The 20,577-nt window shown below is 49.3% G+C and carries 20 protein-coding genes; 3 read left to right on the plus strand and 17 right to left on the minus strand.

Annotation, left to right across the window (positions count from 1 at the left end):
* The first annotated feature begins 55 nt into the window (after positions 1–55).
* Entirely contained in the window at positions 56–2,872 is a 2,817-nt protein-coding gene (gene uvrA, locus EQU24_RS13230) for an excinuclease ABC subunit UvrA (RefSeq protein ID WP_017839050.1), read from the plus strand.
* 428 nt (positions 2,873–3,300) lie between these two features.
* Here the strand turns inward: uvrA and EQU24_RS13235 are convergent, their stop codons facing one another.
* From EQU24_RS13235 to EQU24_RS13245, 3 genes are all read right to left on the minus strand, one after another.
* Complete coding sequence (locus tag EQU24_RS13235) at positions 3,301–3,627, minus strand: hypothetical protein (RefSeq protein WP_017839049.1); 327 nt, start codon at positions 3,625–3,627, stop codon at positions 3,301–3,303.
* 125 nt (positions 3,628–3,752) lie between these two features.
* The gene (locus EQU24_RS13240; RefSeq protein WP_026129983.1) at positions 3,753–4,439 is read right to left on the minus strand and encodes a rhomboid family intramembrane serine protease; all 687 of its coding nucleotides are present in this window, start codon (positions 4,437–4,439) and stop codon (positions 3,753–3,755) included.
* Entirely contained in the window at positions 4,426–5,322 is an 897-nt protein-coding gene (locus tag EQU24_RS13245) for a hypothetical protein (protein WP_017839047.1), read from the minus strand. The genes EQU24_RS13240 and EQU24_RS13245 overlap by 14 nt, the downstream gene beginning before the upstream one ends.
* Positions 5,323–5,589: 267 nt before the next feature.
* On the opposite strand from EQU24_RS13245, the gene EQU24_RS13250 reads away from it, so the two are divergent.
* On the plus strand, positions 5,590–6,912 hold the full coding sequence (locus EQU24_RS13250) for a DEAD/DEAH box helicase (RefSeq protein ID WP_017839046.1): 1,323 nt from the start codon (positions 5,590–5,592) through the stop codon (positions 6,910–6,912).
* A 442-nt stretch (positions 6,913–7,354) separates the two neighbouring features.
* Here EQU24_RS13250 and EQU24_RS13260 read toward each other — a convergent pair whose 3' ends face one another.
* The 5 genes from EQU24_RS13260 to surE all read right to left on the minus strand — a co-directional run bounded on the left by EQU24_RS13260 (position 7,355) and on the right by surE (position 10,813).
* On the minus strand, positions 7,355–7,663 hold the full coding sequence (locus EQU24_RS13260; RefSeq protein WP_017839044.1) for a (2Fe-2S) ferredoxin domain-containing protein: 309 nt from the start codon (positions 7,661–7,663) through the stop codon (positions 7,355–7,357).
* 333 nt (positions 7,664–7,996) lie between these two features.
* Entirely contained in the window at positions 7,997–8,743 is a 747-nt protein-coding gene (gene rpiA / locus EQU24_RS13265; protein ID WP_017839043.1) for a ribose-5-phosphate isomerase RpiA, read from the minus strand.
* Positions 8,744–8,809: 66 nt separating this feature from the next.
* Positions 8,810–9,394 (minus strand): YqaA family protein, encoded by a 585-nt coding sequence (locus EQU24_RS13270; RefSeq protein ID WP_017839042.1) that lies wholly within the window; start codon positions 9,392–9,394, stop codon positions 8,810–8,812.
* A 2-nt stretch (positions 9,395–9,396) separates the two neighbouring features.
* On the minus strand, positions 9,397–10,056 hold the full coding sequence (locus tag EQU24_RS13275) for a protein-L-isoaspartate(D-aspartate) O-methyltransferase (RefSeq protein WP_026129981.1): 660 nt from the start codon (positions 10,054–10,056) through the stop codon (positions 9,397–9,399).
* A gap of 16 nt (positions 10,057–10,072) precedes the next feature.
* On the minus strand, positions 10,073–10,813 hold the full coding sequence (gene surE, locus EQU24_RS13280) for a 5'/3'-nucleotidase SurE (RefSeq protein ID WP_017839040.1): 741 nt from the start codon (positions 10,811–10,813) through the stop codon (positions 10,073–10,075).
* A gap of 74 nt (positions 10,814–10,887) precedes the next feature.
* Here surE and EQU24_RS13285 point away from each other — a divergent pair, with 74 nt between their 5' ends.
* Positions 10,888–11,454, plus strand: a complete 567-nt coding sequence (locus EQU24_RS13285; RefSeq protein ID WP_017839039.1) for a Smr/MutS family protein — start codon at positions 10,888–10,890, stop codon at positions 11,452–11,454.
* Here the strand turns inward: EQU24_RS13285 and EQU24_RS13290 are convergent.
* The 9 genes from EQU24_RS13290 to tilS all read right to left on the minus strand — a co-directional run bounded on the left by EQU24_RS13290 (position 11,413) and on the right by tilS (position 20,532).
* A complete protein-coding gene (locus EQU24_RS13290; RefSeq protein ID WP_017839038.1) occupies positions 11,413–12,207 on the minus strand; it encodes an undecaprenyl-diphosphate phosphatase in 795 nt (264 codons plus the stop codon). The two genes, EQU24_RS13285 and EQU24_RS13290, sit on opposite strands and share 42 nt — an antisense overlap.
* Positions 12,208–12,210: 3 nt before the next feature.
* Positions 12,211–13,233, minus strand: a complete 1,023-nt coding sequence (truD, locus tag EQU24_RS13295; RefSeq protein ID WP_026129980.1) for a tRNA pseudouridine(13) synthase TruD — start codon at positions 13,231–13,233, stop codon at positions 12,211–12,213.
* A gap of 417 nt (positions 13,234–13,650) precedes the next feature.
* Positions 13,651–14,124, minus strand: coding sequence for a 2-C-methyl-D-erythritol 2,4-cyclodiphosphate synthase (gene ispF / locus EQU24_RS13300; RefSeq protein ID WP_017839036.1), 474 nt, complete (start codon positions 14,122–14,124; stop codon positions 13,651–13,653).
* The gene (gene ispD, locus EQU24_RS13305) at positions 14,121–14,816 is read right to left on the minus strand and encodes a 2-C-methyl-D-erythritol 4-phosphate cytidylyltransferase (RefSeq protein WP_026129978.1); all 696 of its coding nucleotides are present in this window, start codon (positions 14,814–14,816) and stop codon (positions 14,121–14,123) included. Before ispD ends, ispF begins: the two co-directional genes overlap by 4 nt.
* Before the next feature lie 205 nt (positions 14,817–15,021).
* Positions 15,022–15,300 (minus strand): cell division protein FtsB, encoded by a 279-nt coding sequence (ftsB, locus tag EQU24_RS13310; protein ID WP_014147946.1) that lies wholly within the window; start codon positions 15,298–15,300, stop codon positions 15,022–15,024.
* 54 nt (positions 15,301–15,354) lie between these two features.
* Positions 15,355–16,635 (minus strand): phosphopyruvate hydratase, encoded by a 1,281-nt coding sequence (gene eno, locus EQU24_RS13315; RefSeq protein WP_017839033.1) that lies wholly within the window; start codon positions 16,633–16,635, stop codon positions 15,355–15,357.
* Positions 16,636–16,645: 10 nt separating this feature from the next.
* Positions 16,646–17,479: a 3-deoxy-8-phosphooctulonate synthase gene (gene kdsA, locus EQU24_RS13320; protein WP_017839032.1), complete on the minus strand. Its 834-nt coding sequence runs from the start codon at positions 17,477–17,479 to the stop codon at positions 16,646–16,648.
* Entirely contained in the window at positions 17,476–19,110 is a 1,635-nt protein-coding gene (locus EQU24_RS13325; RefSeq protein ID WP_017839031.1) for a CTP synthase, read from the minus strand. The genes kdsA and EQU24_RS13325 overlap by 4 nt, the downstream gene beginning before the upstream one ends.
* A 60-nt stretch (positions 19,111–19,170) precedes the next feature.
* Complete coding sequence (tilS, locus tag EQU24_RS13330; protein WP_017839030.1) at positions 19,171–20,532, minus strand: tRNA lysidine(34) synthetase TilS; 1,362 nt, start codon at positions 20,530–20,532, stop codon at positions 19,171–19,173.
* Positions 20,533–20,577 lie beyond the last annotated feature (45 nt).

Genomic DNA, 20,577 nt, shown 5'->3' on the forward strand with positions numbered 1-20,577 from the left:
TCGGCCCGGTTTCGCCGTATATTAACGGTCTGTTTCCTAAAGCGACATTTCATCAATGGACACCATCAGCATTCGCGGCGCGCGCACCCATAACCTAAAAAACATCGACCTGGATTTGCCCCGCGACTCATTGATTGTCATTACCGGTCTCTCAGGTTCCGGTAAATCGTCACTGGCTTTCGACACGATTTATGCCGAAGGCCAACGGCGCTATGTCGAGTCGCTATCCGCCTATGCCCGGCAATTCCTGTCGATGATGGAAAAACCGGATGTCGATCATATCGAGGGACTGTCCCCGGCCATTTCGATCGAACAAAAATCGACCTCCCACAATCCTCGCTCGACGGTCGGCACAATTACCGAAATCTATGATTACTTGCGTTTGCTGTATGCCCGCGCAGGCACGCCTCGCTGCCCTGACCATAATGTTTCATTAGCCGCACAAACCGTCAGCCAGATGGTAGATAGCCTGCTCGAACAACCGGAAGGCGGGCGCTGGATGTTATTGGCACCCGTCATCAGCCAGCGTAAAGGGGAATACCTGCAATTGCTCGAGGATTTACGCGCGCAAGGCTTTATCAGAGCACGTATTGACGGCGCCGTATACGATCTCGACGAAACGCCGGCGCTCGACCCCAAGAAAAAACACACGATCGAAGTGATCGTCGATCGATTCAAAATTCGTAACGACATCGCATTGCGCCTTGCCGAGTCATTCGAAACGGCGCTTCGCATCGCAGACGGTATCGCGCTGGCCGTTTCCATGGACGACAACACAACCTTATTATTTTCCGAACGCTACGCCTGTCCGCACTGCGGGTACAGCCTCAGCGAATTAGAACCGCGCATTTTTTCGTTCAACAACCCGAAAGGTGCTTGCCCAACTTGCGATGGACTTGGTGTTCGTCAACACTTCGATCCGGAACTGGTGGTGCATAATCCCAACATCAGCCTAGCCGGCGGGGCAATCCGAGGCTGGGACCGGCGCAACGCTTATTATTATCAAATTATCTGTTCGCTGGCCGAACACTACGGTTTCGATCCGGAAATCCCTTATCAGGATCTACCGGACAACATCAAAAAAGCATTATTATTCGGCAGCGGCAACGAAGCGATCGAGTTCAAACTGATAGGCGGACCACGCGCCGGCCAAACCAAGCGCTACAGCTTTGAAGGCATCATTGCGAACATGGATCGCCGTTACCATGAAACCGACTCTCCGATGGTCCGTGAGGAACTGGCCAAATATCTATCGCAAAAAACTTGTCCTGACTGCGGCGGAGCCCGCCTAAACAAGGCTGCCCGCCATGTTTTCGTCAACGAACGACCTTTGCACGAACTCACCCGCCTTCCGATACGCAAGTCTTTACAGTTTTTCGAGGAATTGGATTTACCTGGAAAACAAGGCGAAGTAGCTGCGAAAATCATCAAGGAAATCGTCGAACGACAAGAGTTTTTGGTTAATGTCGGCCTGGACTACCTGACCCTCGATCGTAGCGCCGATACGCTGTCCGGCGGCGAAGCGCAACGTATCCGGCTGGCCAGCCAAATCGGCGCAGGCTTAGTCGGCGTGATGTATGTGCTCGACGAACCGTCAATCGGCCTGCATCAGCGCGATAACGACCGCTTGTTGAATACCCTGTTCCGGCTCAGGGATTTGGGTAATACCGTAATCGTCGTAGAACACGACGAAGATGCGATACGCTCGGCCGATCATATCGTCGATATCGGCCCCGGCGCCGGTATTCACGGCGGTAGAATCGTCGCACAGGGATCGCCGCAAGACATCATCGACTCGCCCGATTCGCTGACCGGCCAGTATTTATCGGGGAAACAAATGATTGTGATTCCGAAAAGCACGACGCCGGTCGACCCGGAAAAGCGGATCGTGATCCGCAACGCCCAAGGCAATAACCTGAAAAACGTCGATATCGCTCTGCCGGTCGGCCTACTTACCTGTATCACCGGCGTATCCGGCTCAGGGAAATCGACGCTCATCAACGATACGCTCTACCGCTATGTTGCGCGCGCAATCAATCGAGCTGGCACCCTGCCCGCACCTTGCGATGAAATCGAAGGCATTGAATATTTCGATAAAGTCATTGATATTAATCAAAGCCCTATAGGCCGAACGCCCCGTTCGAATCCGGCCACTTATACCGGAATTTTTACGCCCATCCGGGAATTATTTGCGGCAACGCCTGAAGCCCGATCACGCGGTTACACGCCGGGGCGCTTCAGCTTCAACGTCAAAGGCGGCCGCTGCGAGGCCTGCAAAGGCGATGGAGTCATCAAAGTCGAAATGCATTTCTTGCCGGATATTTTCGTACATTGCGACGTCTGCGGCGGTAAACGTTATAACCGTGAAACGCTGGAAATCCGCTATAAAGGCAAGGCAATCAACGAAGTATTGGATATGACCGTCGAGGATGCCGCGCAATTTTTCAGCGCCGTCCCGGTATTATCCAAAAAACTGCACACCTTGACCGAAGTGGGACTGAACTACATCACGCTCGGACAAAATGCCGTCACGCTTTCCGGTGGCGAAGCACAGCGCGTCAAACTGGCCAAGGAACTCTCGAAACGCGATACCGGCAAAACGCTCTATATTCTCGACGAGCCCACAACTGGCCTGCATTTCCACGATATCAAACAATTATTGCGCGTATTGCATACACTACGCGATCATGGCAACACCGTGATCGTCATCGAGCATAACCTGGACGTGATCAAAACGGCAGATTGGATTATTGATATGGGACCGGAGGGCGGCGATGGTGGAGGCACACTGGTCGCTGAAGGTACACCGCAACAATTGAGTAAAAACAACGCCTCGCATACCGGGCATTATTTAAAACGATTTTTTAGCTGATTTGGCGAATTGGCTCGAATTTTTATGCGCGGCTCAATCTTATACGCTATCTTCATTCTAACGTTCATGAAAGCCCGGCAATCACCCCGGCAAATGAAAGTACGAGACGTGGGGAGGGCGCGGTCACTCGCCCGACAGGACGCCGTGAATACGTCCATGTAGGCTCGATGGCGGCTATCCTGCCGCCAACGCCTGTCGATCGAGCAACCGCACCCTCTCCGGAACAGGCATTGCCAGAACAGAGATTTGTATATCGAAAAATTAGATAATGAATCCAAATTTACGAACTTTCACAGTAATTCTGCAGTTTAACCATGAAACACATGAAGAATTTCAAGTCCTTCATGGTAAATATTACAAAATAAGGATTGAAAACAAAAAAGGCCGGAAAGAGCGCTCTTTCCGGCCTTTTTTGTTTAGCTAAGCGGTTAAACTTTTTCCGATTCGGCTAGCGCGTTGAATGCATCGATTTTAGCTTTGCCGGTATTGACCAATTCGACTCCGGTATCGATGATCATTTTGACAAGCCCCGGAATTCGATAGACTCTCAAGCCTAAATAAGCCACGATCGGAATCGCAATAAAAGCCGCAATCAACCCGTTTAAACCGAACAAGGTCATCAACTTGATCAATAACACGGCAGCATCCAGCGGCAATAAAACCATCGCGCCAAAATAAATCAATACCATGAATGTAAACAGAACGAATACGACGAACTGAAGTAGCCTAACTAATGCGACGTTAATATTTTTCATTGTAATTTTAATTTCCCGACAAAACTAAGAAGCCTCGAAGGACGAGTACCACAGCCCTTTGATCGTGTAGAGGCAAGCCTTTTAAAAGCCGCTTATTATACAGAAATGAGATCCAATTTCATTTTTTATTGCGCGGGCTCATTGCGTAGAAAAAACCGATATAAGATCGCCCCCGCGATAAAACCGCCTAAATGTGCCCACCAAGCCACATCAACCGTCACGTCATCAAACATCACCGATGTCGTGGCTTTTTGCAGCTGAATAATGATCCAAAACCCCAAAAAAGCTATCGCCGGCACATGAAAAACCAATGGAAAAAATAGGATAGGTATAAAAACAACGACGCGCTCAAACGGATATAGAAAAAAATAAGCCCCCAAAACTCCTGCGATCGCTCCCGATGCGCCAACGACCGGTATCGTTAAATAGGGATCGAAATAAAACTGCAAGGCTTGAGCCGATAATCCGCAAACCACATAAAAAATCAAAAAGCGCCCCCTGCCCATCAGGTCTTCGACATTATCGGCAAAAATCCACATGAATAACATGTTAGTGACTAAATGCAACCAACCTCCATGCAAAAAAAGACTGGTCAAAAACGATAAATAATAATCGGGCGGCAAACCGAAATGAGCAGCCCAACCAGGGCTTGAATAACGCAACGGCACCATGCCGAACAAATAAGTTAAACGGTATTTCGATTGATCGGGAATAATTTCCATCGCAATAAAGATCACGATACATAAAACCATTAAACTCCACGAAACAATCGGCCTTGAATTACACGGTGCGGTATCTCTAATTGGAATCATGATCTTTCCGTCTATAGACAGCCTTTCTAAAATTCAAAAAAATATCGGCCATGCCGAGAAAAGCCATGCCGACGATCGCATACTGAGGCATAACAAACAATAATAAATACGGCGGCAGCAAATAATTTTTGCTACGTTCGGAAACGTCAACCGTACAATGCAAGACCGCCATACCATGGAAGAAAAACGGCATCGTAAAAACCAATAACAAATCATAAAGTACGGCTTCGCTGAATAACGCAGTCACGATCAACACGACACCCAAAACACCCAAGGCATATATGGGATATCTAACTCGGTAAAATTCCTCGGCGAATCCCCCAGGGTTGTATAAAGTCGCCTGCATCCAACGCCCGATCAACATTGACGAAGCCACTGCAAAACCGAACATCATCGCCACCAATCCATTCATCAACCGTAAAGTGCCGTCGGCCTCGAAGCCTTGATAAGTGGCTCCTTTAACGCCTTCAACAGCTTCTTCCAACCAATTAGCCCACCATTGCGCGGCATCGCCCGATACGACCTGTATCGAAACCGCTAAGATAGCCGCAAACACCGCCGCGACCATTATCGCCAAACTTTGCGATTGGGTAACACGCAATACTTTCGCCGAAGCCGCCAACGGCACCAACAAAAACAAAACTACAGGCGTATCGAGGCCCGGCCTACTTTCGACAAAAAGACTGCTGACATAAACCACCAAAGCCGTACCGATCAAAACAATCAGCCAATAGCTATCCGAACGCGACAATACGCATAATGCGATGATGCCGCAACAAAACAGCGCCAACGGCAAAACAAATTGGGATAAAGCGCCCAATATACAAGCAGCGACCAAGGCCTGATACGGTCCCTGCATCACAAAATTCGCTAAAGCCCTCATAAATACCCATCCTCCTTAAAACCCAATCTTAAAGATAAAGCCGGTATATTGAATTTGAAATTCCATACCCGGCGACTTTGCTGCTTAGCATATCAGCATGCCGAGAAAGATAAAATCAATGACGCTTCATTCAGATCTTATCGACACTTATAACTTTTATTCGAAGTTGCTTATATTTTAAACAAAACGTAACATTGCCGGATTTATCTTTACGGCGCTTCTGTTAAATCGGAAAACTGCCGGCTCAGCCCACTCATTCAAGGCTTTATGGAAACACAACCGGAACCAACGTCCTCTTTAACGTTCAGCCAATTCGAGCTTGATTCGCGCATCAAACAAGCCACGCAAGCCATGGGGTTCGGTCACCCAACCGAAGTACAGGCTGCCGTCATACCTCTGGCCAACGAATCCAAAGATCTTTGGGTTTGCGCAAAAACCGGGAGCGGCAAAACTGCGGCCTTTCTGATACCCGCCTTGCAGCATCTACTGCAAAACTGCCCCGAGGACAGCGCGGCAAAAGTCTTGATACTAGCGCCGACACGGGAACTAGCCAAACAGACACATAAACAATGTCGACAACTGGCTGAATTCACCCCGATCAAGTCCGGCTTGATTATCGGCGGCGAAGACTTCAAGAAGCAATCCGCTTTATTTGCTAAAAGTACCGCCATCATCATCGCAACACCAGGTCGCCTAATCGAAGTCATCGAGGAGGGTTCCGCCGATTTCAGCCGACTCGACCTACTCATTCTCGATGAAGCCGACCGTATGCTCGACATGGGCTTCAAAAACGATTTACTGAAAATTGCAAGCGTTTGCAACCCGGAACGCCAAACCCTTCTATTTTCCGCGACACTTAATCCGACGATCAAAGGCATTGCCCTCGCACTGCTTAAGGAGCCGAAAAAAGTCTATCTCGATGGCATACAGGCGGAACACGAAGACATCGAGCAGCAAATGTTGCTGGCCGACGATTTCGAACATAAGAAAAAATTATTGATCTGGCTGCTAAGCCACGAAACATACGAAAAAGCCTTGGTCTTCACCAACACCAAAATCCATACCGATCAATTGCGCGGCCCATTGAGAGGGCAAAAACTGCGCGTAGGCTCGCTGCATGGCGACATGGACCAAAGCGAACGCAACAAAACCATGGGGGTTTTCCGAGACGGAACCATCGACATATTGGTCGCAACCGACGTTGCCGCGCGCGGTCTCGATATCGAAGGCGTGGACCTGGTCATTAATTTCGACTTAGCCCGTAACGGTAATGACTATCTGCACAGAATCGGCCGTACCGGACGAGCCGGCCGGCCGGGACTTGCAATCGCATTGATCAACTCTACCGAATGGAACGTCTTGGCGGGCATCGAACGCTATCTACAACAGCGACTGACCCGGCGCACGATCAAGGAATTGGAAGGCCGCTATAAAGGCCCCAAAAAGCTCAAGGCCTCAGGAAAAGCCGCCAGTAGTAAAAACAAAAAAGCGGAACCGAAGAAGAAAGAGTCCAAAATCAAAGATCGTCATCGTGACCGGAAAACCATCGGTAAAAGACGCAAGCCAAGCGAACTGAAAACCAACGGTTAATCTTAATAAAAAGCATTTTGTCCACGAAAATCACGAAAATATTCAATTGGTTATACTCTCCAAGTTGCTCACCTAATGGGTGGTACAAGTGACTTTTGTAACCGTATGATTACTTTCGTGTATTTCATGATTTTAGGGTTTGGTCGTAAATAACTTCGCTATTTTAGGAAGGGTTCGGTTGCTCGATATTCATTACGAAATCCTTAGTGTGCTGACTATACCTTTCGCGTTTCAAATTTCGGCAGTGCCTGAGGAGGCGCCGGGGTGTTCGGTCGATTTTTGCTCCTGCAAAATCGACATTCACGCCATCCATGGCGCTTGCAAAGGCTTTGCCAGCATGGAGCTGGCATAGAGCCTACAGGGATGTATTCACGGCGTCCTTTGACGGACACCTCGGCGCCGAATTTTGACCTGCGATGGATATATCGAGTTTAGGTTAATCTCAAACTTTCAAGCGTTCGACAACTCTCCCATTCTGCAAATGCTCCTCGATAATCTCATCGATATCGGCTTGATTTTCATAACGATACCAAATAGCATCGGGATAGACGACCATTACCGGCCCTTCCTTGCAACGATCCAGGCAACCGGCATTGTTGATGCGGCATTTACCGGACCCGCTCATTTTTAGCTTTTTCAATTGCGTTTTCGCATAATCTCGAAAAAACTGAGCATCATGATCCTGGCAGCAGGCCGCGCCGTTCTCGCGCTGATTGGTACAGAAAAAAACATGGTGTTTATAGTAATTCATCTCACTAACTTAAAAATTGTCTAATTTCTGGTTCCCACGGTCCTCCGTGGGAACCCATACTTTGGCTGCCGAGGCGAAATATGCATTAGCAGTTGGAGCGATGGAAACGAAAACCAACTTTATACCCTTTGCTGATCAAATTTCGGCGCCGGGGTGTCCGTCAAAGGACGCCGTGAATACGTCCATGTAGGCTCTGTGACAGCATCCCTGCTGTCAAAGCCTTTGCAAGCGCCATGGATGGCGTGAATGTCGATTTTGCAGGAGCAAAAATCGACCGAACACCCCGGCACCTCCATGCGTCAATGCCGAAATTTGAAGTGCGATGGGTATACTTCAATCGCCATCTGCAGAGCCGTCATCGACAAAATCCCGACTATCGATATCTTGCGAATCGGGCCTAGTTTCAGGACCCAATTCTTGGATGGCGCCATCAGCGCCTACCAATACCGAACTTGCCAAGCCCCGAAATATACCATGCTCGATAACGCCAGGCAGGGCGTTGAGCGCATCGTCGAGATCATCGATATCGATCGTGGCATCGAAAACGGTATCGAGCACCAAGCTTCCGTAAGATGTTACCACCAAGCCGTCATCATTTGCAGTCCGTCGTAGTGTCGGCCTACCGCCCAGTTTTACCAAATTATCTTTAACCATTCGCCAGGCAAACGGCATAACCTCGACTGGAACAGGAAATCGCTCGCCGATTCGGCCGACCAACTTGCTTTTATCGATCAGAACGACGAACCGGTCGGCCGCCTTCGCCAACAATTTTTCTCGTACTAAATCGTAGCCCCGGCCTTTGAGCAGCGTCTTATCGAGGGTAACTTCATCGGCGCCATCGACATAAAGATCGATTCGCTCGGTTTGCTCAATCGACTGTAGGGGTAACCCCATTTCACGAGCCTTAATCGCGCTGACAACCGAACTCGAAATTACGATCACGTTTAGACCTTCATCTTTATGGAGGCGAGACAACTCTTTAATAAAACAGTCGGCCGTGGAACCGGTTCCGAGTCCGACACGCATCCCGTCTTTAACCAGCTTTGCGGCATGGACTGCCACCAATTCTTTATCATTCATTGCGACTCCTAGAAAGACTTCTTTCGTAAATCAAGTTTCGATATAAGTGAAGAGTGATTACAACTATTAACCGCCCTCCATCAACTTATAAGCCACTCCTCCGATAACCACCAGTGCAACCAAAGCCCAACCCAGACGATCCATATATTCGCGTAATTTCGCTTCGAGTTTTTCGCCACCCGCCGCGATCAGTAACGACACCAGAAAAAAACGCGCGCCACGACCCACCGTCGATGCCAGCACAAACGGTAAAAACACCATGCTCATCACGCCGGCGGCTATCGTGAAAACTTTATAAGGGATCGGCGAAAAACCGGCCACCAAGACCGCCCAAAACCCCCAATCGGTAAACCATTGCCGAGCTAATAGAAAGCCCTCCCAATAATGCGTGGTTGTTAACCAAGGCTCGAATTGGTCGAACAGAAAAAAACCGATCGCATAACCTAAGATGCCTCCCAAGACCGAAAAAACCGTGGTCCATAGCGCAAATCGAAAAGCTTGTTGAGGACGACCGAGTGCCATCGGCGCCAACATAACATCGGGCGGAATCGGAAAAAAAGACGATTCGGCAAAGCTCAAAGCACAAAGATACTTCAAGGCATGCTTATGCCGGGACCACGATAGAGTCTTATCGTATAGCGCTTGAAACATACTTATTCCCTACCCGATAAAAACGGTACGAAATTGACCGACTCCAGGATTTCGACTTCGAATCCTGATGCGTTTCGAATAACCCGTTGTAGCTCCTGTCCACCGGAATGGCCAATAGGAATCACCATCACGCCGCCGATAGCCAATTGCCGCAGCAGCATTTCGGGAATTTCGGGCGGAGCCGCAGTTACCAAAATCCCATCGTATGGAGCATGTTCCGGCCATCCCCAGCCGCCATCGCTGTGCAAATAGCTGATGTTTTTATGTTTCAAACTCCATACCAAATTTTTGGCTTTCTTTTGCAACGGCTGAATCCGTTCGACTGTATAAACATAATCGACCAATTGCGACAACACCGCCGTCTGATAACCGCAACCGGTACCGATCTCCAGGACCTTGGCAAGCGGTCCTGATGCCAGAAGCAATTCGGTCATTTTAGCGACGATATAAGGCTGCGATATCGTCTGGTTATAACCGATCGGCAAAGCGGTATCTTCGTAAGCCCGGCTAGCGAGCGCCTCATCGACGAACAAATGACGCGGCGTATTACGCATCGCATCGAGAATTTTATGATTGGTGATCCCTTGTTCCTTCAAACGCCCCACCATGCGCTCCCGGGTTCGCATGGAAGTCATGCCTATTCCTTTCACATTAAGCATCATCATTACTATATTTCTCCTAAGGCAACCATTTTTCCAAAGCGCCTATACGCTCATAGCGTGTCAAATCGACCTGCAAGGGACTAACGGAAACATAACCCGTTTTAATTGCATAAAAATCGGTTCCGGGTCCCGCATCTTGCTCCGACCCTGGCGGCCCTACCCAGTAAATAGTTCTTTCCCGCGGATCGACGCCTTTGACTACCGGCTCGGCCTTATGGCGTTGCCCCAAACGCGTTGCCTGAAACCCCTTAAGCTCGCTAAAAGGAATATCGGGTACATTTACATTCAAAATACTATCTTGAGGTAAAGGCTCTTCTATCAATCTTTGTAGTAATATAACCGCAACTTGCGCTGCCGTATCGAAATACCTCGGATTATTACCGACCAACGAAATCGCCACAGCCGGCAAACCTAAAAACCGGCCTTCGGTCGCCGCCGCCACGGTACCGGAATAGAGTACGTCATCGCCCAAATTGGAACCGTGATTAATTCCGGCAAATACCATATCAGGCTCTTGCGCCAACAAGCCGGTGATCGCCAAATGAACGCAATCGGTCGGCGTGCCGTCTACTCTAATAAAACCGTTAGCGGTTTGGTAAGCTCTGAGCGGTCTTTCCAGAGTCAGTGAATTACTGGCTGCGCTGCGGTTTCGATCCGGCGCCACAACCGAAATTTCGGCATGACCGCTTAATGCATCCGCCAATGCATTCAGGCCTTCCGCCAGATAGCCGTCATCATTGCTCAACAAAATATGCATTTTAAGTCGCCCCGTGCGCAAATAGTTTATAAAATCCCTAATATTAACAACTTATCGTATTTAAATCAGCTAACGTGAGAAAAAAAAGCCTAACACAGGAAGATCGAGATCTGTTTCGTCATACCGTCGGCAAGGTGATATCGGTCGCTACCGATAAACTGCATTTGAAGACTTCTCCAAAACCGAAACCCATACCCGCTAAACGTTCAGTTGAACATACACAAGCGCTTGACGAATCGATCTCGGTAACGGAACAGCTCAGTTTAGAGGATAGCATGGGCTTTTTAAGCCCCGGACTACAAAAAAATGTCTTGCGAAAAATGCGCAAAGGTCATTACGGACTCGATGCCGAAATCGATTTACACGGACTGAGTAGCCACGAGGCGAAAAAGCAATTATTACGCTTTCTGCATAGTTGTGTGGAGGAAGGTTACCGTTGTGTCTGCATCGTGCATGGCAAGGGCTATCGCTCACCGGATAACCTACCGATTCTGAAAAACAGTCTCAATGTATGGCTTCGTCAACACCGGGATGTACAAGCCTTTTGTTCCGCGCCGCAAAGAGAAGGCGGCACGGGGGCGGTTTTTGTTCTGCTGCGCTTAACGGATAAATACGACGAACAAAACGATGCCGAGCGCTAAACGATACCAAACGAAAGGAATCATGCCGATACGATTCAGCAATTTCAAAAACCAACCGATTGTCAAGTAAGCAACGACACAGGAGATCGCTGCTCCGATCGCCATGAAGTCCCACATGACTTCGATATCGGACTTGAATAATTCAAAGGCCTTTAGCATACCGGCCAAGGCAATGACCGGAATCGACAATAGAAACGAAAATCGCGCGGCTTGCTCGCGCTGTAATCCCGAAAACAAGCCGGCTGTGATCGTGATACCCGCACGGGAGGTACCGGGAATCAATGCAATCGCTTGAAACACGCCGACCAGCAAAGCATCGAATAAAGTCACGACAGTCCGGCGCTCTTTAGCGAACTTTTCCGAAACCCACAACAACATCGCGAAAACGATGGTCGAAGTCGCAATCACCAAAGGCGATCTCAATGACTCTTCAAGCGAGTGAGGCATCGATAAGCCCGCAAGACCAACCGGAATCGTGCCCAACACTACATACCAGGCCAAACGGGAATCGTCCGAAGCCCCTTTGCCGGTGAACGAACCGAACCATGCCGCAATAATCGTCAATAAGTCTTTGCGGTAATAGGCCACAACAGCCGTTAAGGTTCCGACATGCACCGCGACATCGAATGCGAGCCCCTGATCCTCCCAACCCAAGATAACCGGCAACAAAATCAAATGTGCGGAACTCGAAATCGGTAAGAATTCAGTCAGCCCCTGCAGCAAGGCCAACGAGATGGCTTGAATAATATCCATTATTTAACTCTCTATTATTTCTCGAAGTAAAGCGGTCGCATAGCTACCCGCCGGTAAGGTGAATTTTAGTTGCAATCGGCCCCGCGAGATAAAGCGCCACTCTAAATCGGTCAAACTCATTCTAAGCGCCCTGCGTGCGCCTTCCAGGCCGCAGTCGAACAAACCGCGAACCATAAAATCGAAACGTTCGATCACGGCTGATTCGATAGCCCAGGCCTCACCTGTTGCTTCGGAAGCCCCCTGCCCGCAAAGGACTGCGCTCGGGTGAATTTCGCACGCGTCGATCCGCTTAGAAATGGTCGGATCGATTTGGTCGACTTTAAAAAAACCTCGGGATCCTTCAACAATGAACACATCGCCATCGATCGGTTGATTCCAATTATCGAGTCTAATTCTCTCGGCCAAAATATGATTAAACAAAAACGACCGTGCCGCCGATAGGTAAATACCGCGCTGTTCACGCTTAACCTTGGCTCCTTCGAATAGAGACAGAGCTTTATTGACATTCTGCCCAAGATTTCCGAAGCGTTGCTCGCCGAAATAATTCGGTACACCGCAGGTCTTGATCCGACTCAACTGATCTTCAAGACGCTTTTCGTCACCTTGCCAATCTCTGATCAATAGCTCGAAACGATTACCGGATAATATGCCGCGTTTCAATTTACGAGCATGACGTATTGACCGATGAACTGTAATCGTTTCCGATTCGAAATCGGACCATTGCGGTGCTTCTTTGCCCGGTAACCACACACTGAACCATTGCGTCGTGACGGCATGACGATCCTTCAAGCCGGCATATCCGATATCGCGCTGCCTAACGCCGGCAAAACGAGCCAGTTGTCTCGCCACAAACTCGGTATTTTCGCCTTTTTTCTCGATGAGCAGAAAAACATGCTCGCCTTCGCCCGAGGGCTCGAACGACAGCACTTCATTGACGATAAAGTCCTCAGGCTCTGTCCGGATCTTTCCGGTTCCGGATGGGCCTCCGTAGGCATGGGGCCACTGTGGTATTTCAATGTTTTTCAAGGCTAGGAAGAATCAGTTGGTTTAACTATTGAGACTTGGATGGTGTCGATCAAGCTGGTTCTTGCTGATATACACCTATCGCTATTCAAATTTCGGCAGTGCCTTAGGAGGCACCAGGTCATAAGCGCCAACTTAAAGGAAGGAGCTCGTCATTCCGCCAGGGATTGACGGAATCCAGGGCCACGGATGGAAATGCTTAGCACCACATCCACGTATACTCCTCGTAGATCAAAATTCGGCACCGGGGTGCCCGTCAAAGGACGCCGTGAATACGTCCCTGTAGGCTCTATGCCAGCTCCATGCTGGCAATTTTTGAATATAAAGGCAGCACGATGGGTATATCCAAGGTAATTGCGACAATCATCTGGTCTTCAGATAACAATCTATCATCCTCAATCCAGCTCCATCAGCGTTACTCTACCTTTCGATCAATACGGCCACCTGGACGGCAATACCTTCTCCACGACCTTCGAAACCGAGTTTTTCGGTCGTGGTCGCCTTGACATTGATGCAGTCGAGTTCGACATTCAAATCTTCGGCTATATTACGGCACATTGCCTCGATATGCGGCGCCATTTTCGGCGCTTGGGCAATAATCGTGATATCGGCATTGACGAGAAAATAGCCTTTATTTTGCACGATCCGATAAACATGACGAAGCAATACGCGGCTATCGGCTCCTTTGAAACTTGGATCGGTATCGGGAAAATGCTTGCCGATATCGCCTAACGCGGCTGCTCCTAATAGCGCATCGGACAAGGCATGCAGCACGACATCGCCGTCCGAATGCGCGTCGAGGCCTTTCTCGTATGGAATCTTCACGCCGCCCAGAATGACGTCGCCGCCTTCCTTGAAACGATGCACATCGTAACCTTGACCGATTCTGATCATTGTTGTTGCTCCATATAAAATTGCGCTAAGGGTAAGTCTTCAGGTCGAGTAATCTTGATATTGTCGGGACGTCCTTCGACGATCTTGGGTTGAAAACCGAGCAATTCGAGCGCGCTGGCTTCGTCGGTCACCGCCGGATTTCCGACCGACGCCTCGAGCGCCTGTTTCAACCGGCCGTAACGAAACATCTGCGGCGTCAACGCGCGCCAAATATGCGTTCTGTCGAGAGTTCCCAAGATCGAATCGCCATCGACATTCTTCAGTGTGTCGTGCGACGACAGCGCAAGGATGCCACCGACCTCGTCGTTTTGTAACGTGTCGATCAATAAGCGGATATCGGCGGCGGTAATGCAGGGTCTGGCCGCGTCATGAACCAGCACCCAGTGGTTTTCCCGTGCACGATCCTCGATTGCGCGCAGCGCCGACAACACCGAATCGGCGCGTTCCTTGCCGCCCGGCGCGGTGAACACCCGGACGTCTTGCGAAATCGTTAGTTCCGGCCAATAGGGGTCTTCGACCGAAATCGCCACAGAAACGGCGGCAAAGACATCGGCCTGCAGCAAACGCGTCAGCGTGTGCTCCAAGACGGTCTTGCCCAATAACGGGAGATATTGCTTGGGACGATCGGCCTGCATGCGTTTGCCGACACCGGCCGCAGGCACAACCGCCCAAATGGATTGGGTATTTGTCATCGATAAGGAATGTGTTTTAAATGACCTGGACAGGCGTAAAAAGCGGAACACGGCAATAGCTGAAGCTATTGCACTCCTCGCCAAAATTCGAAGCGCCGTAGGCCGAGTTGAGCGTCAGTGAAACCCGGTGTTCCATGTGCTGAACAGCTGGGTTTCACGCTGTTCAACCTAGCCTTCCTGCCTGTATGCTATGCCTTTCAGGCAACTATTCCAACACCTGAAAAAACGTCTCGTCTTCCCTGATCATCCCTAATTCATACCGCGCTCTTTCCTCGATGGCCTCTTGACCTTTCCTCAAATCGAGAACCTCGCCATAAAGGGCCGCATTACGTTCCTTTTTTTCCTGTACCTGCAAGGCCAATTCATCCAACCGGCTTTGATAGTGATTGATTTGAACAATGCCTCCATCGCCGAACCAAAGGCGATATTGCAGATGCACGATGATCGCAATCAGCACCGCGACGAGAATCTTGAAATTATTCATTGAACGGCTCATCCTGAATCAGGGCGGCGACAGTGCCGCCCCTTTTCAGACAGATCAGAGCATTTTAAATGCGCTGCGGCCTGCGTAAATCGCCTTGCTGCCCAGCTCGTGCTCGATCTTCATCAGACGGTTGTATTTCGCGACACGGTCGGAACGACTCAATGAACCGGTCTTAATCTGACCGGTACCGGTTGCGACGACTAGGTCGGCAATCGTGGTGTCCTCGGTTTCGCCCGAGCGATGCGAGACGACCGCGGTATAGCCCGCCGCGTGCGCGGTATGGATCGCATCGAGCGTTTCGGTCAGCGTACCGATTTGATTGACCTTAATCAGAATCGAATTCGCGATACCTTTTTCGATGCCTTCTTTCAAAGTTTTCGGATTGGTCACGAACAGATCGTCGCCGACCAATTGGATCATGCCGCCCAGCTTCTCGGTATGGATTTTCCAGCCGGCCCAATCGTTTTGATCCAGGCCGTCTTCGATCGAGATGATCGGATATTTTTTGACCCATTCGACGAAGAAATCGGTCATTTCTTCCGACGTGAAGCTACGGTTTTCCGCAGACAAGACATACTTGCCGTCTTTGTAGTATTCGGAGCTGGCCGCATCCATACCCAGATAGATGTCTTGACCGGCTTTGTAGCCGGCTTTTTCGATCGCTTCGAGAATCACTTCGATCGCTTCTTCGTTCGAGGACAGATTCGGTGCAAAACCGCCTTCGTCACCGACTGTGGTAGCCAGGCCTTTACCTTTCAGTACTTTCGCGAGGTTGTGGAATACTTCTGCACCGTAACGGATCGCTTCGCGGAAGTTCGGGGCGCCGACCGGCAGAATCATGAATTCTTGCAAATCGACGCTGTTGTCGGCGTGCGAACCGCCGTTGATGATGTTCATCATCGGCACCGGCATGATGAATTCGCCGCTGGTATTCATATAGTTGTACAAAGGCAGTCCCGCGTCTTTTGCTTCGGCATGCGCGGCCGCCATCGAAACTGACAGAATCGCGTTCGCGCCCAGACGGCCTTTGTTTTCAGTGCCGTCCAGCTCGATCATTTTTCGGTCGATCGCGGATTGATCGCCGGCATCCATACCGATAATCGCGGAGCGAATTTCGGTGTTGACGTTGTCGACCGCCTTCAAAACACCTTTACCCAAATAACGCGATTTATCGCCGTCGCGCAATTCGATTGCTTCACGCTCACCGGTCGATGCACCGGAAGGCACCATCGCGCAGCCAATAAGGCCCGATGCGAGAACGACTTCGGCCTCGATCGTCGGGTTACCGCGTGAATCTAAAATTTCTCTTGCACGAATATCTACTATTTCAGCCATATAGGGTTCCTTATAAAGTTGTTTCGATCAAACTGTTTGCTTTCACAGCCCGATCCAGGGTGATTAAAATTTCAAGTAATTCTTTGATGCGATGCATAGGCCAAGAATTAGGGCCATCGCTAAGCGCCTCGGCCGGATTCGGGTGCGTTTCCATAAACAGTCCTGCAATACCGACCGCTACCGCAGCTCTCGCCAGAACCGGAACGAATTCGCGTTGCCCGCCGGAACAAGAACCTTGCCCGCCCGGCAATTGCACCGAATGCGTCGCATCGAACACGACCGGACAACCGGTATCGCGCATAACGGCCAGCGAGCGCATGTCAGAAACCAGGTTGTTGTAACCGAACGAGACACCTCGTTCGCAGACCATGATCTGTTGATTGCCGGTCGCTTTGGCTTTGTTTGCGACATTGGCCATGTCCCAGGGCGCCAAGAACTGACCTTTTTTAATATTGACCGGTATACCTAATTCGGCCACGCTTTGAATAAAATTAGTCTGCCTGCACAAAAACGCAGGCGTCTGCACGACATCGACTACTTCGGCGACTTCTTTTAGCGGAGTGTCTTCGTGAACATCAGTCAACACCGGAACACCGATTTGTTGCTTGACCTTTTGCAGAATGGCCAACCCTCGTTCGAAACCGAGGCCTCGAAAACTTTCCAGCGATGAACGATTCGCTTTATCGAAAGACGACTTATAGATGAACGGAATACCCAATTCAGCCGTAATTTCTTTCAGGAAACCCGCAGTTTCCATAGCCAGTTCCTCACTTTCGATCACACAGGGACCGGCGATCAAAAACAACGGCTTATCGAGCCCTACTTCAAAATTGCATAATTTCATTTATCGGTTTCCTTTTTATGAAGAGCGGCTGCGGCAACAAAACCGGAAAATAACGGATGCCCTTTACGCGGAGCCGAATTAAATTCCGGATGAAATTGGCAAGCCAAAAACCAGGGGTGACCCGGAATTTCGATGACTTCGACCAGGCGCCCGTCGATCGATTTGCCTGAGAAACGCATGCCGTTTTGCTCAAGCCTTTCAAAATATTTATTATTAAACTCGTAACGGTGCCGATGCCGCTCTCTAATGACTTCCTTCTGATAAAGCTCGTATGCCAGCGAGTCAATTTGCAAACGGCATTTTTGCCCGCCCAAACGCATCGTGCCGCCCAAATCGGAATTAGCGCTACGAACTTCCACCTGTCCTTCCGCGTCCATCCATTCGGTAATCAAGCCTATCACCGGATGCGGCGAATCGGGTAAAAACTCGGTACTGTGCGCGCCTTCCAGTTTCGCGACATTACGTGCAAACTCGATAACCGCCACCTGCATGCCCAAACAAATCCCTAAATAAGGTATCTTATTTTCCCGAGCATACCTTGCTGTCGCAATCTTACCTTCAACCCCCCGCTCGCCAAAACCGCCTGGAACCAGAATCGCATCGACGGGTTTCAGAGCAGAAACCCCCTCTTCCTCGATCGCTTCCGAATCGATATATTCAATCCGTACCTTATTTCGGGTTTTAATACCGGCATGAATCAATGCTTCATGCAATGATTTATAAGCATCGGAATGATCGACATATTTACCGACGATCGCAATCGATACCTCATTGACCGGATGCATCAGGCCCTCGATCACATTTTCCCATTCTGTCAAATCGGCTTTAGGGACATCCAAACGAAGTTTTTCGACAACAATATCGTCCAAGCCTTGCTCATGAAGCAGCAAAGGAATACGGTAAATAGAATCGGCATCGATCGCGGAAATAACGGCTCTTTCGGCAACATTCGTAAACAACGCAATTTTACGACGCTCGATTGCCGGAATCGGTTGCTCGGAACGACAAATCAAGATATCCGGTTGAATACCGATTGTCCTAAGTTCTTTAACCGAATGCTGGGTCGGTTTAGTTTTGATTTCGCCGGCCGACTTGATATAAGGAACTAGCGTCAAATGAATGAAAAGCGCTCGATCCCTACCCAATTCAACATACATTTGCCGAATCGCCTCGAGAAAAGGCAGCGATTCGATGTCGCCGACCGTGCCGCCTACTTCGATAATCGCGACATCCATGCCTTCGGCACTGAGTTCGATTCGACGTTTGATTTCATCGGTGATGTGCGGAATGACTTGAACGGTCGCGCCTAAATAATCGCCTTTGCGTTCTTTGCGCAATACATTTTCATAAATTTGGCCGGTCGTGAAATTGTTCTTCTTGGTCATTGTGGTTTTGATAAACCGCTCGTAATGACCCAAGTCGAGATCCGTTTCAGCCCCATCCTCGGTGACGAATACCTCGCCATGTTGAAAGGGACTCATCGTTCCGGGATCGACGTTGATATAGGGGTCCAACTTAGTCATCGTCACTTTCAGCCCGCGCGCTTCAAGAATTGCGGCCAACGACGACGCGGCAATGCCTTTACCCAAAGAGGAAACGACACCACCGGTAATGAAAATAAATTTGGTCATGTAAGGAATAAAACTTTCGGGAGACGGCTTTGAAATAGCCAAGATTAAAATTCGACTATTTTAATCGACTAAGACACATTCGTCATGGCCTTTCCGGTTTTTATTTTTTTGCGACCGAATTAACCGAATGCAACCCGGCTTGTTTTCGCAATAAAATTCGGAACCGATCCAAAGATCGGCAATTGCCGCCAAGCGCCCGTCTAAATAAATCAATGGGATATAAGGTCTTTCCCAAGGCGGAATACCTGCTTCCTGATAAAGATTTTTCAATCGATGCCGCCCTTCTCGATTCGGCAAACCAATTTTTTCCCCGCCGCTACGAAACCTAACGTCGATATGCGACCTAAACCAAACCGATTGATCAATTCCGGAGGGGGCATAAGCAATTTTCAGTTCCGTACCGTCAGGCAAGTCAAGGGGAGCCTCGCTATTCGACCATATAACGCCTTGCTCCGGTAATTCAACGGTTTGCTGCGGCACACAAAACAAGCTATTCCGAAAACGGCGTATCGTATGCTTTTGATTCTGCAACCGCAGGTCACCAAATGGCGACTGAATCATGGATAAAATGCGCAACACAAAAGCACGGGAGGGCATTTTTAACCCCAAACTCGCGAACCATTGCCGAATAACCAATGCCTGCTCCGCCACGTCAAACCTTACCAAAGCCGATATCGATAGTGTTGCATCCTTTGTTTGATAGACTTGTTTGAATTGATCGCAAGCTAATTTACTCAATAGCTCAGATGCTTCCGCGCAATGAACCGCTGAACGAGAGACTGTTTTATCAATGGACGGCCAACGCTGCTTGAGTAAAGGAACAATTTCATTGCGTAAAAAATTACGATCGAAGTCAATGCCTTGATTACTGGGATCTTCAATAAAATTGAGATCATGCTGTCGGGCGTATTGGTCGATGATTTGTTTTGGTGTATTCAATAAGGGCCTCAATAGCACCCCTTTGCCAAAGGCCATTATTTCAGGCATGCCTGAAAGCCCTTGCAAACCCGCCCCTCGAAACAATTGCAATAAAACGGTTTCCAATTGATCTTCTCGGTGCTGAGCCACCATCAAAACATCGTTTTTCGAAAGCAAGGCCTTTAGGGCATCATACCGCGCATTCCTGGCAGCCTCCTCGGGGCTTTCACGACCGGCGCTTCGCGCATCGACATAAATATCGATAAAATCGACACCCAATTGCTCAGCAATCGACCGGCAATGAATCGGCCAAACATCGGCTACTGCTTGCAAACCGTGATGCACATGAACAGCGGTAATTTTTTTTTGTAGCGAAGACATTGGAGCACACAGATGCAACAACACATGCGAATCTACTCCGCCGCTATAGGCAATATAAACTTGTTGCGGTGATTTTAATTTTTGCAGGCTTAATTCAACGACTCGCGACTCTAATTGAAGCATTTAATTTACCAATTGTTAACCAAATTTGGATGCCGAGGAGCCAAT

Origin of the sequence: Methylotuvimicrobium buryatense, assembly GCF_005931095.1 — a bacterium.
Classification (GTDB): Bacteria; Pseudomonadota; Gammaproteobacteria; order Methylococcales; family Methylomonadaceae; genus Methylotuvimicrobium; species Methylotuvimicrobium buryatense.